The following is a 17,519-nucleotide window of genomic DNA, read 5'->3' as shown; positions in this document are numbered from 1 at the left end:
GTGCAACTTACAGCCATAGGAAACATTAACACTATTGCAATAACATGACTGTTATCAGACCTTAGCAGTGCTGATTAATTACGAGGCTAAAAATAATTACTCTTATGAATGCCTGTAACCACCTAATGGATATCTTAGCCGCAGGGAATTCTTCTCACCGGATATTTCTCAAACCGGACGCTGTATGCTGATCCCCTCAAAACTGAGCCGCCCGGTACGGCTGCAAAATACCGTGATGCGCGACCGCCTGCTGGTAAAGTTATCAGGCGTGGCAAACTATCGCCTGACCTTGATCAATTGCCCAGCCGGTTACGGCAAGACCACGTTGATCGCTCAATGGGCTGCTGATCAATCAGATCTCGGTTGGTATTCGCTGGATGAAAGCGATAATCAGCCGGAACGATTCGCGACCTATCTGATAGCGGCGGTACAGCAAGCGACGGGAGGGCATTGCAGCAAAAGTGAGGCACTCAGTCAGAAGCACCAATATGCCAGTCTCTCCGCGCTGTTTGCTCAGTTATTTATCGAATTATCTGATTGGGATGGCCCGCTTTATCTGGTGATTGATGATTATCATTTGATTACCAATGATGCGATTCATGAATCCATGCGCTTTTTCCTACGCCATCAGCCCGAAAATCTAACGCTAATTTTACTGTCGCGCACCTTGCCACCATTGGGTATCGCTAACCTGCGGGTTCGCGACCAATTGCTGGAACTGGGAACACAACAGCTCGCGTTTAATCATCAGGAAGCGCAACAATTCTTCGATTGCCGTCTTTCTATACCACTGGAACAAGGCGACAGTAGCCGCCTGTGTGATGAAGTGGAAGGTTGGGCGACGGCGCTACAACTGATAGCACTATCATCGCGCCAGCCGAACTCCTCGGCGCAAAAATCCGCCAAACGTTTAGCCGGGCTGAATGCCAGTCATTTATCAGATTATCTGGTCGATGAAGTGTTGGATCAGGTTGATAGTAATGCCCGCGCCTTCCTGCTGCGCTGCTCAGTTTTGCGTTCAATGAATGATGCCTTGATTGTGCGCCTGACCGGTGAAGACAACGGCCAGCAACGGTTGGAGGAGTTGGAGCGTCAAGGGTTGTTTATTCATCGCATGGATGACAGCGGCGAATGGTTCTGCTTTCATCCATTATTTGCCACATTTCTGCGCCAACGCTGCCAGTGGGAATTGGCGCTAGAGCTACCCGAATTACATCATGCTGCCGCTGAGGGCTGGATGGCGCTGGGTTACCCGGCTGAAGCTATCCACCATGCCTTAGCCGCCGGTGATGTCGGCATGTTACGTGATATTTTGCTACAACATGCCTGGGCCTTGTTTAACCACAGCGAACTAGCGTTGCTGGAACAGTGTCTGGTTGCCCTACCTTACTCCCTATTAGTACAAAATCCTGAACTGGCATTGCTGCAAGCCTGGCTGGCACAAAGCCAGCATCGCTACAGCGAGGTCAATACGCTGCTCGAACGGGCAGAATCGGCGATGCGGGAACGTAAAATTCCTGTTGATGAGATTTTACGTGCCGAGTTTGATGCGCTACGAGCGCAGGTTGCCATCAATGCCGGTAAGCCGGAAGACGCTGAAAAACTGGCCACTCAAGCGCTAAAATATCTACCAATGGCGAACTTTTACAGCCGCATTGTGGCAACGTCAGTGACCGGTGAAGTCCACCATTGCAAAGGGGAGCTAAGCCGCGCGCTGCCCATGATGCAGCAAACCGAGCAAATGGCACGCCGCCACGAAGCCTATCACTACGCTTTATGGGCATTGCTACAACAGAGCGAAATTCTGATTGCTCAGGGCTTCTTGCAAGCCGCGTATGAGACACAGGACAAAGCCTTTGAACTTATCCGCGAGCAGCATCTTGAACAGCTCCCGATGCATGAATTCCTGCTACGGATTCGCTCCCAGATATTGTGGTCATGGTCACGGCTGGATGAAGCAGAAGAAGCGGCCCGTAAAGGGATTGAAATTCTGGCTAACTATCAGCCACAGCAGCAATTACAGTGCCTGGCAATGCTGTCAAAATGTTCACTGGCTCGTGGCGATCTGGATAATGCCAATATGTATATTCAGCGCTGCGAAGTGCTTCAGCACGGCAGCCAGTATCATCTGGACTGGATTACTAACGCAGATAAACCGCGGGTGATTCACTGGCAAATGACCGGGGATAAAGCTGCGGCAGCAAATTGGCTACGGCAGGCAGAAAAACCGGGTATGGCCGATAACCACTTCTTGCAAGGCCAGTGGCGTAATATCGCGCGGATACAGATCATGCTGGGCCGCTATAATGAAGCCGAAGTGGTACTGGATGAGCTGAATGAAAACGCCCGTCGCTTGCGACTGACCAGCGATCTAAATCGTAATTTGCTGTTAAGTAACATTCTTTACTGGCAGACTGATCGTAAAGGTGAGGCACAAAAAGCCCTGATTGAGTCTCTCACCTTAGCTAATCGCACTGGTTTTATCAGTCATTTCGTTATTGAAGGCGAAGCAATGGCGCAACAGTTGCGTCAACTGATCCAGCTCAACGCACTGCCCGAACTGGAACAGCATCGTGCACAGCGAATTTTAAAAGATATCAATCAACATCATCGGCACAAGTTCGCTCATTTCGATGAGATATTCGTCGATAAACTGCTAACTCACCCACAAGTTCCTGAATTGATCCGCACCAGCCCGCTAACTCAACGTGAGTGGCAGGTACTAGGGCTAATTTATTCGGGTTACAGTAATGACCAAATAGCCGGGGAGTTGGCAGTGGCTGCCACCACCATTAAAACGCATATCCGTAACTTGTATCAAAAACTGGGTGTCGCCCACCGTCAGGAAGCGGTACAGCAAGCACAGCGTTTATTACAGATGATGGGATATGTTTAATAATACTATCTTAACACTGTGTGTCTCATCCGCAGTGTTAAAATATAAATTCATTGTATTATATATATCAAACACATTCCCAATTTATATAATCACCTTATGTATTAACATATTATGGAAAAATAGATAATCGTTTTTTGAAAGTAACCATCTCAAAACCGTTTTAACATACTATTCTGGCATTTAAATAAAGGTGGAATAGATGAGACCTATATATAATACAGTAAGTCTGCGTGCAATCACTCCGAATACCATCGGTAAAAAAGAAGAAATAACTGCCAATACTTCTATCAAGGTAGAATCAATAAAGAATACCCCCATTAAACTGAACAGATATGGTGGAGTGTTCTTGGACGTACTCTCAAAAAGTTCATCCACCGAGGCTGGAAACATTAATGGTATAAAAAACAACCTAAACATACCGAAATCAGATAATTACAGCACGCTAAATAAACAAGGAACGCTCTTTAAAGGAATTTTCCAGAATAATTCATTCTCTAAACCTGGAACGATTACAAACAAGCTCATCAATACAAAAAATAGCGAAAACAAAACTGAATGGAATACCCATAACCCACTAAATAAACACGGAAATACATTCCAAGGAATTCCATCAGAGAGTTTACCTGTCTCGAATATCAACGAGGAGCTTGGCGAAAGTGACCACTTGCGAATCTGGAGCTTTGATGTGCTGGCGGATACAGTATTATTTCCTGAACCAATCAATACAAAACAGGAAACACTAATTAATAGTGATGAAAATTTCACGCCTTTTAGACAAACATATGAAACAAACAAAACATATTATACACTTGCATTTGACGTTCAGAATTAATTAAACAAAAAGTTGGCCGCTCCAGACTAATGATAAAATCTATCAACGTTGTCACCCACTGGCCTCCAAATCAACTAATCGCTTTATCAGCAAACTCAATTGCCCTTTTAAAAAAGGGCAATTGAGCATCAACAAATAAAACGCGGCTAAATAGGTTCTCTCTCATCCAATACCACTACACTCACTCTGGTCTTTATTGTGCGAAATGTGATTATAATCGCGGATAGCATCTCCTCCTCGATCTCGTTTTTGCAAGGTAGACAGCAATATGGAACAGTTTGAAACAATCAGTATTGAGCAGGCCTATAACCGCCTAAAAGAAAACAAAGCAGTTTTAGTTGATATCCGCGATCCACAAAGTTATGAAGCCGGTCACGCGCCAGATGCATTCCATCTGACCAATGGCAGCCTGCAACCTTTTATGCAGCAAACCGATTTTGAGCAACCCGTGATGGTAATGTGCTACCACGGTAATAGCAGCAAAGGGGCAGCTCAGTATTTACTCCAGCAAGGTTTTGAGGCGGTTTACAGCATTGATGGCGGTTTTGAGGCTTGGGCCAAAAGCTATCCGCAAGAAGTTGTTCACGGAATTACCTGATTTCTATAACTCGTTTATCGTCAGCTATTCGCCACGAGTGGACAGATTGTGATATTTTTAAGCACTTTGATTAAAACCTCGTTAGACGATGGGCAATATGATTCGTGTAATAGCAATATCTAATCTACGTCTGGCGCAGGCCTTTGTTGATTATATGGCCACCCGCAATGTGGCATTAGAAGTGCGTCGTGACAGCCAAGGCGCAGAGATTTGGCTCGCCGATGACGAGCAACTGCCGTTGGTGCAGCATGAGCTGGAACAGTTTCTACTCGATCCCCTCAACCCACGCTATCAGGCCGCCAGTTGGCAGTCTGGTAATCTGCATTCTGATTTAAACTATCAGCGCTTTCCCTATCTCCAGACCATACGTAGCCAGGCCGGGCCACTGACGCTGTCAGTGATGGTACTCTGTATCGCCATCTATATATTAATGCAATTTGTTGGCGATCTTGCAGTAATGTCCTGGCTTGCCTGGCCTCGTGACGAGAGTCAATATCTGCAAGTCTGGCGTTGGGTCAGCCATGCTCTGCTGCACTTTTCGCTGCTGCATATCCTGTTTAACCTGATGTGGTGGTGGTATCTGGCCGGGCAGATGGAAAAACGGCTTGGCACCGGCAAGCTGCTGGTATTAACTATTGTTTCAGCCTTGTTCAGTGGCTGGGGGCAATCATTGTTCAGCGGCGCGAATTTTGGCGGTTTGTCTGGTGTGGTATATGCATTAATGGGCTATGTCTGGTTGACCGGTGAACGCGCCCCCGAACGGGGTATCTCGCTGCCGCGTGGCTTGATGGCTTTTTCCGTACTCTGGCTGGTTGCCGGATATTTCGATATTTTAGGTTTATCGATTGCCAACGCAGCCCATGTGTCAGGTTTGATTATTGGGTTATTAATGGCTTGTTGGGACACGCGCAACAGCGCAAGAACCGCACAATAACTGCCTGGAACAACCAGGCGCATTAGGGGATTATCGTGAAGCAAACGCAGCGGCATGATGCGATTATCGAGCTGGTACGCCAACAAGGTTACGTCAGCACTGAAGAGTTAGTGGAACATTTTGCCGTTAGCCCGCAAACCATCCGGCGTGATTTGAATGATTTAGCGGACCAAAACAAGATTCACCGTCATCATGGTGGCGCGGCATTGCCTTCCAGCTCAGTCAATGCGGCTTATAACGATCGCAAAGTGATGTGGTCGGAAGAAAAAGCCCGTATCGCCCAACGCGTTGCCAGCCAAATCCCCGACGGTGCAACACTGTTTATAGATATCGGTACTACACCCGAAGCGGTGGCTCATGCCCTGATGAACCATAAAGGTCTACGAGTGGTGACCAACAATCTGAATGTGGCAACGTTGCTGACCGCCAAAGAGGATTTCCGCCTGATTCTGGCGGGCGGTGAAGTGCGTACCCGAGATGGCGGGATTATTGGCGAAGCCACACTGGATTTCATCTCTCAGTTCCGTCTTGATTACGGCATTCTTGGTATCAGCGGCATTGATATGGACGGTTCATTGTTGGAGTTTGATTACCATGAAGTGCGCACCAAGCGGGCGATTATCGAGAACTCCCGTTGTGTAATGCTGGTAACCGATCACTCCAAGTTTGGCCGTAACGCGATGGTAAATTTGGGAAATATGAATTTAATCGATTATCTATTTACAGATCAGATGCCCCCCGCCAGCGTGATGAAAATCATTGAACAGCATGAAGTTCAACTGGAATTATGTTAGCCGTTTGTTTTGGTGATTCAGTTCAGTGATTTGGTTCAGTTGTTAGATCAGATCTCCCTTTCCCTCCCACATTTTGATAACAAAAATGTTACCTCCATCACGCGCGAATGTTTTTTTTTGGTTAACTCTTGGCTTGTTTGTTGGTTTTTGATTACAATCATGAGCGAAAACGAACATTAAAGAGCTGTTTCGAACATCCGGAGGGAGTAAGCATGGAAACCAAAGACTTGATCGTTATCGGTGGTGGTATCAACGGTGCCGGTATCGCTGCGGATGCTGCAGGGCGTGGCCTGTCAGTTCTGCTGCTGGAAGCGCAAGACTTGGCCTGTGCTACGTCTTCCGCCAGCTCCAAACTTATCCACGGTGGCTTGCGCTATCTGGAACATTACGAATTCCGTCTGGTGAGCGAAGCACTGGCTGAACGCGAAGTTTTACTGAGAATGGCACCGCACATCGCCTTCCCCATGCGTTTCCGCTTACCCCATCAGCCCCATCTGCGCCCGGCGTGGATGATTCGCACCGGTTTGTTCCTGTACGACCATTTAGGCAAGCGTACCAGCCTGCCTGCCAGTAAAGGGCTACGTTTTGGGCCTGAATCCGTATTGAAACCTGAATTAGTGCGCGGTTTCGAATATTCGGACTGCTGGGTAGATGATGCTCGTCTGGTGGTGCTGAATGCTCAGGAAGTCGTCGAGCGTGGCGGTGAAGTCCGTACCCGTACCAAAGTGACCCGTGCCTGGCGTGAGCAAGGCCTGTGGATGGTTGAAGCCATTGACGTCAATACCGGTAAAACCCTCACCTGGCGCGCCAAAGGCTTAGTCAATGCGACCGGCCCGTGGGTTAAACAATTCTTCGACGATGGTCTGAAGCTGAAATCACCTTATGGCATCCGCCTGATTAAAGGCAGCCATATTGTGGTGCCACGCGTGCATAACCAACCACAGGCTTATATTCTGCAAAACGAAGACCACCGCATCGTTTTCGTCATCCCGTGGTTGGATGAATATTCCATCATCGGTACGACAGATGTGGAATATCACGGCGATCCGAAAGAGGTGAAGATCGACTCACAGGAGATAGACTATCTGCTGAAAGTGTATAACGATCACTTTAAAAAGCAGTTGGGCCGTGACGATATCGTCTGGACCTATTCTGGTGTGCGCCCGCTGTGTGACGATGAATCGGATTCGCCGCAAGCCGTCACCCGTGATTACACACTGGATGTCGCCGATGACGCCGGTAAAGCACCATTGCTGTCAGTATTCGGTGGCAAATTGACCACGTATCGCAAGTTGGCTGAACACGCACTGGAAAAACTGTCCGGTTACTATTCCAATATCGGCCCAGCGTGGACCAAAAACGGCGCGCTGCCAGGTGGTGATATTGGTGGCAGCCGCGATAACTATATTGTTCAACTGCGCCACCGCCACAACTGGTTACCCGAAGGGCTGGCCCGTCGCTATACCTGCACTTACGGTAGCCATAGCGAACTGATACTGGCGGATGCCACCCGTATCGAGAGCTTAGGTGAACACTTCGGCCACGGTCTGTATGAGGCAGAACTGCGTTATCTGGTTGAGAAAGAGTGGGTAGTTGAACTGGATGATGCTATCTGGCGTCGTACCAAGTTAGGCATGATGCTGGACGATGCGCAGAAACAGCGCGTTGCACAATGGCTGGCGCAAGCACAAGCAGAGAAACAGCAGGCACTGTCGCTGGTTTCCTGATAACACTGCGTTGCTTAGTCTGAGCAATTGAAAAACCCCTCTCACTGTCACTGGTGAGAGGGGTTTTGTTATTGGTTTAGTGAATTATATTCTGAGTTAATCACTACAGGTTGATTGGCTTAATATGCCAAATTTCGTCGGCGTACTCTTGAATTGTCCGATCCGAGGAGAAATAACCCATATTGGTAATATTAAGTGCCGCTTTACGTGTCCACTTATCTGGATTGCTGTACAGCTCATCGACTTTATCTTGAGTGTCTACATAACTACGATAATCTGCCAGCAACTGATAGTGATCCCCCAAATTCACCAGTGAATCAAACAAGCTGGTGTAACGATGAGGCTCTTCCGGGCTGAAAGTGCCGGTGGCAATCTGTGTTAATACCTGATGCAATTCAGTATCTTCATCGTAATATTTTCGTGGGTTATAGCCATCATTACGCAGTGCTTCAACCTGTGCGGTGGTATTACCAAAAATAAAGATATTATCCTCACCCACATGTTCTTGGATCTCGACATTCGCCCCATCCAGCGTACCAATAGTCAGCGCGCCATTCAGGGCAAATTTCATATTACTGGTGCCCGAGGCTTCAGTACCGGCCAGCGAAATCTGTTCGGACAGGTCAGCGGCTGGAATGATTAACTGCGCCAGGCTGACACTGTAATTAGGGATAAACACCACTTTTAGCAAATTATTAATACTTTCATTATTGTTAATGACTTTGGCAACATCGTTGATCAGGTGAATGATTTGTTTAGCATTGTAATAAGCCGATGCCGCTTTACCAGCAAAAATCACCACGCGCGGCACCCACGCCTCATCCGGTGCCTCAAGGATACGGTTATAGCGAGTAATCACATGCAACACATTCAACAATTGCCGTTTGTACTCATGAATACGCTTGATTTGCACATCAAATAACGCCGCCGGGTCCACGACAACATTCAGCTTTTTGGCGATATAAATCGCCAGCCGTTTTTTATTCTCCAGCTTAGCCTCTTGAAGCTTCTGCAAGAAACTCGGGAAATCGAGATTCTTTTCCAACTCATTGAGTTGACTCAGGTCAGTACGCCAATTGTGGCCAATGCTGTCATCCAATACTTTCGACAATGGCCGGTTAGCCAGCGCCAGCCAACGCCGTGGGGTGACACCATTGGTTTTATTACAGAATCGATTGGGGAAGATACTGGCAAAATCTTTAAACAGTGACGTCACCATCAGCTCTGAGTGCAAGGCTGACACGCCGTTGACTTTATGGCTGGCAATCACCGCAAGCCAAGCCATACGTATCTTCCGGCCATTCTGCTCATCAATAATCGATACCCGTCGTAACAGATCAGCGTCACCCGGATACTGCTCTTCAACCGACTTGAGGAAATAATCATTGATTTCAAAGATGATTTGCAGATGGCGTGGCAGGATCTTACCAATCATATCGACTGGCCAGGTTTCCAATGCTTCCGTCATCAACGTGTGGTTGGTGTAAGAGAATACTTGCTGTACCACATTCCAGGCATCTTCCCAGCCAAATTTATGTTCATCGATCAATAAACGCATCATTTCAGGAATTGAAAGCACCGGGTGCGTATCATTGAGGTGAATGGCGATTTTATCTGCCAGATTGCTGAATGGATTGCCAGATGGGTTGTCGGACTTTTTGTGCATCATCCAATGGCGGTTGAGAATGTCCTGCACCGTCGCTGACACTAAAAAGTACTCTTGGCGCAAACGCAGTTCTCGCCCGGAGTAGGTGGAGTCATCGGGATACAGCACGCGGGATACGTTTTCTGAGTGGTTTTTATCTTCAACCGCGGCAAAATAGTCACCTTGATTGAATTTACCCAGATTGATTTCATTACTGGCCTGTGCAGACCATAAGCGCAGTGTATTGGTGGCATCTGTATCAAAACCAGGAATGATTTGATCGTAAGCACAGGCGAGGATCTCTTCGGTTTCCAGCCAGCGGGCCTTGCTACCTTCCTGCTGGATACGGCCACCAAAGCGCACTTTATAGCGGGTATTGTGCCGTGGGAACTCCCAGGCGTTACCGTATTCCAGCCAGTTATCTGGCGATTCCATCTGTTGGCCGTTCACTATCTTCTGGCTGAACATACCGTACTCGTAACGGATACCGTAACCGCGCCCCGGCAGTTCCAGTGTTGCCAGCGAATCAAGGAAACAGGCCGCCAAACGCCCCAGCCCCCCATTACCTAAACCGGGGTCGTTCTCTTCTTGCAACAGCTCAGACAGGTTAAGGCCCATTTCATCCAGCGCCTGCTCGATATCGCCATATATCCCCATCGATAACAGAGCATTAGATAGCGTGCGGCCTAATAAAAACTCCATTGACAAATAGTAAACCTGCCGAACGTCTTGTGATAATTGAGCGCGATTGGAACGTAACCAGCGCTCGACCATACGGTCGCGAACTGCGAATAACGTCGCGTTCAGCCAGTCATGCTGAGTTGCAATGGAAGGATCTTTGCCAACAATAAACATCAGTTTGTAGGCTATGGAGTGTTTCAACGCATCCACACTGACTATGGGTGAGGTATAACTGAACGGTGATGTCATAGCGGTTTTCCCAATTCGTGTTTACAGTCGTATTTACAACCAATCGTCTTTACAACCGATCGGCAAACTAGAGACGCCGATAAAGTGACAGATAATCTGCCGCAGCGACTTGCCAGCCGAAATCCAACCCCATCGCATGGCGCTGAACATGACGCCAATGCTTTGGCCGGCTCCACAGTACAAAAGCACGGCGTATTGCCCGTACCAATTCCTGCACATCGCATTCATCAAACACAAACCCCGAGGCCGTGCCATCTGCCAGATTCTCCAGCGCACAATCCACCACGGTATCGGCCAGCCCACCGGTATGCCGCACCAGCGGCAAAGTGCCATATTTCAAACCATACAACTGCGTTAACCCGCAGGGTTCAAAGCGGCTCGGTACCAGAATGACATCCGCACCGGCGATAATCCGGTGGGAGAATGCTTCGTGATAGCCAATTTGTACCCCAACCTGGCCGGAATAGTCTGCGGCGGCGGCCAAGAACTCCTCTTGTAAAATGGCATCCCCGGCCCCCAGTACCACCAACTGCCCACCCAGTTGCAGTAAATCTGGCAAGGCTTCCAGCACCAAATCCAACCCTTTTTGCGCCGTCAACCTGCTAACAACCGCAAAGATGGGTTTCTTCTCCGTCACCTCCAGCCCCATCGTGGTTTGCAAGTGTGCTTTGTTCACAGCTTTTGCTTGCAGGTTTTCTACGTCATAGCAAGCATGTAGCAAGGCGTCGCTCTGCGGGCTCCAAATATGGCTATCTACCCCGTTGAGAATCCCGGTTAACCGCCCCTGACTGGCCCGCTCTTGCAGCAGCCCTTCCATGCCGTAACCAAATGCAGGCTGGGTTATCTCTTTGGCGTAAGTCGGGCTGACGGTGGTGACGTGGTCTGCAAAGAATAATCCGGCCTTCAGGTAAGAAATTTGCCCATAAAACTCCAGCCCGTACATTTGAAAAAAGGTTGCTGGCAGTTGTAATTCAGCTAAGTGATGGCCAGAGAATAGCCCTTGGTAAGCCAAATTATGGACGGTAAAGACCGATCGTGCAGGCCGCCCACGCGCCGCGAGATAAGCACAAGCTAGCCCGGCATGCCAATCATGGGCATGAACAACCTCTGGCCGCCAGTACCCGTCCAACCCACACGCCAGTTCGCACGCCATCCAGCCCAATAAAGCAAAACGGCGATAGTTATCGGCATAAGCATGTAAAGATTGGGAGTGATAAGGGCTACCCGCCCGGTCATAAAGGCCCGGTGCATCAATCAAATAGATGCCGATCCCCTGATAGTGGCCATAGCGCAGAGAAACTCGGCCAGCAAAGGTATCAATCTCCCTGACCAAAACAGTGTCCGGAATACCTCTGCGCAAATCAGGGAAAGCAGGTAGCATCACCCGGACATCCGCCCCCTCAGCTATCTGAGCGGCAGGTAAAGCACCGACAACATCGGCCAGCCCCCCCGTTTTCAGCAAAGGGAACAGCTCAGTACATACGTGTAAGACCCGCATCGTGACTCCTGACACCTATCAGATAAATAAAATCGCCCTATTTTGCTGCCAGGTTCGCCAGCATTTCACGCGTGACCAGCACCACCCCGCCCTCCGAGCGATAAAAACGCTTACTGTCTTCATCGGCGTTCTCCCCAATAACCGTCCCTTCGGGTATGTGGCAGGCACGGTCAATTATGCAGCGGCGCAGGCGGCACGAACGGCCAACATTGACATCCGGCAGCAGAACGGTGGAATCAATGGTGCAAAATGAGTTCACTCGTACCCGTGGGAACAGCACCGAATGCACCACGACCGACCCAGACACAATGCAGCCACCGGAAACCAGCGAGTTCATGGTCATACCGTGGCTGCCTGAGCGGTCCTGCACAAACTTGGCGGGCGGCAACGGCTCCATATGAGTACGAATCGGCCAGGCACGGTCGTACATATCCAGCTCAGGTGTCACCGAGGCTAAATCAAGATTCGCCCGCCAGTAGGCATCCAGTGTCCCGACATCCCGCCAGTAAGGCGGCAGCTCAGCATTAGACGTCACGCAGGAAAGGTCAAACGGATGCGCCCAAGCCACTTTTTGCGCTGTCAGTTTCGGGATCAAATCTTTGCCAAAATCATGGGTGGAACCGGGGGTATTCATATCCTCTTCTAATAATTTAAAAAGATAATCAGCATTGAAAATATAGATCCCCATGCTGGCGAGCGCCATATCCGGGCGACCCGGCATTGAGGGTGCATTCGTGGGTTTTTCATAAAATGCGGTGATGCGATAATCATCGGCCACTTCCATCACACCAAACTCATTTGCCTCTTTAATCGGTACGGGAATACAGGCGACAGTACATTCCGCCCCTTTCTCCACATGATCGATTAACATGCGCGAATAATCCATTTTGTAGATGTGGTCACCGGCCAGAATAACGACATATTCCGCCTCATAGCGGCGGATAATATCCAGATTTTGATACACCGCATCAGCGGTGCCTTTGTACCAGTGCTCGGTGCTCAAGCGTTGTTGGGCAGGTAATAAATCCACAAATTCGTTCATTTCTTCGTTCAGGAATGACCAGCCGCGTTGAATGTGCTGAACCAAAGTATGGGATTGATACTGAGTGATGACTCCGATGCGACGAATTCCGGAGTTCAGACAGTTGGATAAGGCAAAATCAATGATGCGGAATTTACCGCCAAAATGTACCGCAGGTTTGGCTCGGGTGGCGGTCAAATCTTTCAACCGCGAGCCACGCCCCCCTGCCAGAATCAGCGCAACAGATTTGTTTGGTAATACTCGGGCTAACATCAACGGATCTTTGTTTTCGAATTTAACCACAGCTAACCCCTTAAAATTTCTGTACGAACACGCAAACAGCGTGTGCGGCTCCGTTCCATGCAGTAAATGATTCCGCATGTTCTGATGGCCCAAAAGGAGGAATAACCCCCCATTCCCCCGCAGGTAAACACATTTCACACTCTTGGCCGGTAGCGTTAATCACCACCAGCCAGCGCTCAGATAACCGGATTTGCAGCAGTTTTTGACAACCTTGCTCCCAAGCTGCATCACTCAGTACTTGCCCCTGACCATCCAGCCATTGCACATTGCCATCACCTTCCCGCCACCATTTATCTTTTATCAGGGCCGGAATTTGCTGACGCAACCGAATTAACTCAGCGGTAAATGTTATTAACAAATTATCTGCACTGCCCCAATCGAGCCAGGTAAGAATGTTGTTCTGACAATACGCATTATTATTACCTTGCTGACTATGACCATGCTCGTCACCGGCCAGTAACATCGGCGTTCCCTGCGAAAGTAATAAGGTGGTCAATAACGCCCGCTGGCAGGCTTTACGCCGCTGCCAGATGGCCTCATCTGCGACTAACCCCTCACACCCAAAATTAGTGCTGATATTGTTATCACTGCCATCACGATTATCTTCTCCATTGATTTGATTGTGTTTTTGGTTAAAACACAATAAATCCAATAAAGTAAAACCATCATGGGCGGTAATTTGATTAATACTGGCGGAGGGCTGACGATCCCGTCGTTCGAACAACGCACTGGAGCCGGCAAAATGCTGGGCGAATTGCCCCAGAGGTAAATCATCCCGTAGCCAGAAACGGCGCATCGCGTCACGATACTGATCATTCCATTCGCTAAAACCGGGGGGGAATTGACCCAGTTGATAGCCACCCAGCCCGATATCCCAAGGCTCTGCAATCAGCTTGCAGCGGCTGAGGCGCTCATCAGCTTCCAGTGCGGCAAAGAAAGGCGCATGTTGATCAAAGGCCGGAGTGCGGCCCAAAATAGTCCCTAAGTCAAAACGGAAGCCATCAACATGGCAGCTATCGAGCCAATGATGGAGGCAGTCAATGACCCACTGCATAACATAAGGCTGACTCAAGCACAGTGCATTGCCGCAGCCTGTCATGTTGTCGTATTCGCCTTCGGCATTAAGCCAATAGTAGCTGGCGTTATCGATACCACGCTGACACAGCGTCGGGCCAAAAATATCCAGTTCCGCCGTATGGTTAAACACCACGTCCAGAATCACTTCAATACCGGCTTTATGCAGTGCTTTCACCGCATCACGCAGCTCCTTTAGCGGTGACACGCCCTCACGACCTGAAGCGTAATCAGGATCAACCGCATAAGGGGCCAACACGTTGTAGCCCCAGTAATTACTCAGCCCCATTCTCTGTAGGCGAGGCTCATCGACGTGGAATTGCACCGGCAGCAGCTCCAGCGTGGTAATGCCCAATTTTTTCAAATAGTTAATCATGACCGGATGCGCCAGAGCGGCATAAGTACCACGCAAATCAGCCGGAATATCAGGATGCAATTGGGTGAGGCCACGCACATGAGCTTCATAGATAACCGTATTGCCCCAAGGAATGTTTGGCGAGCTATCCCCCTGCCAGTCATATTCTTCATGGACGACAATGCATTTCGGCACGGCGGCTGCGCTATCACGCTCATCAGGCTGATTAACCCCTGCGTTTAATCGCGGATCATCGCCCACCTTGTGGTCCAGCGCATAAGCGCAAGGGTCTATCAATAACTTATTGGGGTTAAACAGATGACCTTGTTGTGGTTCAAAAGGGCCGTTAACCCGATAGCCATAGCGCTGGCCCGGCTTACCGCCGGGCAGATAGCCATGCCAGATATCGCCGCTACGGGCAGGTAACGGAATACGCAGCTCTTGGTTATTATCATCAAACAGGCACAGTTCGACCTGTTCTGCATTGGCTGAAAATAGTGTGAAATTTATCCCAGCCCCATCAAAACAGGCACCAATAGGCCGCGAGGAACCACGGGTCAACATCGTCATCCCACCTCTCCCGCAACAAATTCCTCCCGCAATAAATAGATAGTCGCGAGCGGTGGCAGTGTTAGCAGCAATGAGTGGCTGTGATTATGGCTACCAACATGATGACTATAAATTCCGCCTTGATTACCCAGATTGCTACCGCGATAAAACTCGGAGTCAGAATTCAGCACTTCGCGATAATGGCCGCTTTGCGGAATGCCTACGCGGTAGTTATAACGTGGCACTGGCGTGAAATTACTGATAGCAATCAGCTCGTTGCCGTTAGCATCACGGCGCAGGAAAGCAAAAACCGAGTTCTCATGGTCATCGACCACCAGCCATTCAAAACCGGCAGGCTGATAATCCAATTCATATAACGGCGCATGTTGTTGATAACAATGGTTAAGGTCACGAACTAACCGCTGAACACCGGTATGCCAGCCATTCTCATCATCCAGCAGATGCCAATCGAGGCTGGTATCGAAATTCCATTCGCGCCCTTGGGCAAACTCACAGCCCATAAACAACAGTTTTTTACCCGGATGCGCCCACATAAATGCGTAATAGGCGCGCAAATTGGCGAATTTCTGCCACGCATCGCCCGGCATCCGATCAAGAACTGACCGTTTGCCATGAACCACTTCATCGTGGGAAATCGGTAGGATAAAGTTCTCGGTATAGGCGTACAACATACCGAAAGTCATCAAATTATGGTGGTATTTGCGGTGAACCGGATCACACTGCATATAGTTCAGCGTGTCATGCATCCAGCCCATATTCCATTTGTAGTTAAAACCTAACCCGCCCGCATCCGGTGGCAATGTTACACCGGGGAAGTCGGTGGACTCCTCCGCCATCGTCACACCACCAGGGCGCTCAACGCCAATGGTATGGTTGGTATAACGTAGAAAAGCGATCGCTTCCAGATTCTCCCGCCCACCGTAATAATTAGGCACCCACTGCCCTTCGGCACGGCTGTAATCACGATAAATCATTGAAGCCACCGCATCGATGCGCAATGCGTCGATACCAAAACGCTCCAGCCAGTAAAAAGCATTACCCGCCAGATAGTTACGAACTTCATTACGACCATAGTTATAAATCAGGGTATTCCAGTCCTGATGATAACCTTCGCGCGGATCGGCATATTCATATAACGAGGTACCATCAAATTGCGATAACCCGTGCTCGTCGCTGGGGAAGTGGCCGGGCACCCAATCAAGGATAACGTTAATCCCCGCCTCATGAAATTTGGCAACGAAATCTTTAAAATCCTGCGGCGTACCAAAACGGCGGGTTGGCGCATAAAGGCCAAGTGGCTGATAACCCCAACTGCCATCGAATGGATGCTCGTTAATCGGCAACAGTTCGACATGGGTAAAACCCATATATTTGACGTAATCGACCAATTGTTCTGCTAACTCGCCATAACTTAGCCAAAAGTTATTATCCGTGTGGCGACGCCACGAGCCGAGATGGACTTCATAGATGGAGACCGGTGAGCGCAGGTCATTGGCTTTTTGTCGGGCTGGGGTATTCTGCACCACTTCCGGCAGCGGGCTGACCAAAGAGGCCGTTTCTGGGCGCATCTGAGCTTCGAACGCATAAGGGTCAGCCTTCAGCCGTACCTGACCATTGCTGTCAATCATCTCAAATTTATAGAGTTGCCCCGCTTGCACCCCTGGTAAAAATAACTCCCAAATACCATTTTCACGCCGCCGCCGCATCGGATGGCGGCGACCATCCCAAAAGTTAAACTCACCAACCACTGAGACTCGCTGCGCATTCGGCGCCCAAACAGCAAAACTGACACCCGGCACACCATCAAGCGCCATTAAATGCGCGCCTAAGCGTTCATAAGGGCGCAAATGAGTCCCTTCGGCTAATAACCAGCTATCAATATCTTGCAATAATGTGCCGAAACGGTAGGGATCGTCGATGATTTGAGTGCTTTCTTGCCAGCTAACAGCAAATTGATAACGAAACGGTTTTTTACGGCGCGGAAGCTTGGCAATAAAGAAGCCACGCGGGTCTTCGCTGGTGAGCTGCGCGACATTACGCCCAGAGTCGGTGTCTACCAACCACACTTCTTTAGCATCCGGCAGTAAAGCACATACCTGTAACCCCTGCGCAGTTTGATGCATCCCCAAAATGGAAAAGGGATCGGCATAATGGCCGGAAATAATCTGATTAATCACCTTACGATCGGGAAGTACTGGCATGGTATTCTTCCTATGATTAATGGCATGATTTTTGAGCCAAATTCTGAATACATACACCAGAACCGACCTTTTCATCATGCAATCCATTTAGCGTTTAAAGCGTGACTAAGGTCAATGATTAACCAATTAACTGATTTC

The 17,519-nt window shown here is 49.1% G+C and carries 11 protein-coding genes; 6 read left to right on the top strand and 5 right to left on the bottom strand.

All coding sequences use genetic code 11. From position 1 onward, the window contains the following. Positions 1–184: 184 nt before the first annotated feature. The 6 genes from malT (at position 185) to glpD (ending at position 7,784) form a co-directional block, all read left to right on the top strand. Positions 185–2,896, top strand: coding sequence for an HTH-type transcriptional regulator MalT (malT, locus tag AT01_RS13155; protein WP_042547473.1), 2,712 nt, complete (start codon positions 185–187; stop codon positions 2,894–2,896). Positions 2,897–3,098: 202 nt separating this feature from the next. Further along, entirely contained in the window at positions 3,099–3,731 is a 633-nt protein-coding gene (locus AT01_RS13150; protein WP_042547472.1) for a hypothetical protein, read from the top strand. A gap of 268 nt (positions 3,732–3,999) precedes the next feature. Continuing rightward, complete coding sequence (gene glpE / locus AT01_RS13145; protein ID WP_004699675.1) at positions 4,000–4,329, top strand: thiosulfate sulfurtransferase GlpE; 330 nt, start codon at positions 4,000–4,002, stop codon at positions 4,327–4,329. A gap of 97 nt (positions 4,330–4,426) precedes the next feature. Next, positions 4,427–5,263: a rhomboid family intramembrane serine protease GlpG gene (gene glpG / locus AT01_RS13140; protein ID WP_042547471.1), complete on the top strand. Its 837-nt coding sequence runs from the start codon at positions 4,427–4,429 to the stop codon at positions 5,261–5,263. A gap of 35 nt (positions 5,264–5,298) precedes the next feature. Then, positions 5,299–6,057: a DeoR/GlpR family transcriptional regulator gene (locus tag AT01_RS13135; protein ID WP_005157500.1), complete on the top strand. Its 759-nt coding sequence runs from the start codon at positions 5,299–5,301 to the stop codon at positions 6,055–6,057. A 212-nt stretch (positions 6,058–6,269) separates the two neighbouring features. Beyond that, complete coding sequence (glpD, locus tag AT01_RS13130; RefSeq protein WP_004699669.1) at positions 6,270–7,784, top strand: glycerol-3-phosphate dehydrogenase; 1,515 nt, start codon at positions 6,270–6,272, stop codon at positions 7,782–7,784. 103 nt (positions 7,785–7,887) lie between these two features. On the opposite strand, the gene glgP is transcribed toward glpD, so the two are convergent. The 5 genes from glgP to glgB all read right to left on the bottom strand — a co-directional run bounded on the left by glgP (position 7,888) and on the right by glgB (position 17,381). After that, a complete protein-coding gene (gene glgP / locus AT01_RS13125; RefSeq protein WP_004699667.1) occupies positions 7,888–10,359 on the bottom strand; it encodes a glycogen phosphorylase in 2,472 nt (823 codons plus the stop codon). Between the two features lie 67 nt (positions 10,360–10,426). After that, a complete protein-coding gene (gene glgA / locus AT01_RS13120) occupies positions 10,427–11,857 on the bottom strand; it encodes a glycogen synthase GlgA (RefSeq protein ID WP_042547470.1) in 1,431 nt (476 codons plus the stop codon). A 37-nt stretch (positions 11,858–11,894) separates the two neighbouring features. After that, positions 11,895–13,181, bottom strand: coding sequence for a glucose-1-phosphate adenylyltransferase (glgC, locus tag AT01_RS13115; protein ID WP_042547469.1), 1,287 nt, complete (start codon positions 13,179–13,181; stop codon positions 11,895–11,897). Between the two features lie 10 nt (positions 13,182–13,191). After that, positions 13,192–15,180, bottom strand: a complete 1,989-nt coding sequence (gene glgX, locus AT01_RS13110) for a glycogen debranching protein GlgX (protein ID WP_042547468.1) — start codon at positions 15,178–15,180, stop codon at positions 13,192–13,194. Further along, entirely contained in the window at positions 15,177–17,381 is a 2,205-nt protein-coding gene (glgB, locus tag AT01_RS13105; RefSeq protein WP_042547467.1) for a 1,4-alpha-glucan branching protein GlgB, read from the bottom strand. The genes glgX and glgB overlap by 4 nt, the downstream gene beginning before the upstream one ends. Positions 17,382–17,519: the final 138 nt, after the last annotated feature.

This window comes from Yersinia aldovae 670-83, from assembly GCF_000834395.1.
In the GTDB taxonomy this organism is placed as follows: Bacteria; Pseudomonadota; Gammaproteobacteria; order Enterobacterales; family Enterobacteriaceae; genus Yersinia; species Yersinia aldovae.
The sequence above is the reverse complement of the archived record's forward strand: the minus strand, read 5'-3'. Positions and strand labels throughout refer to the sequence as shown.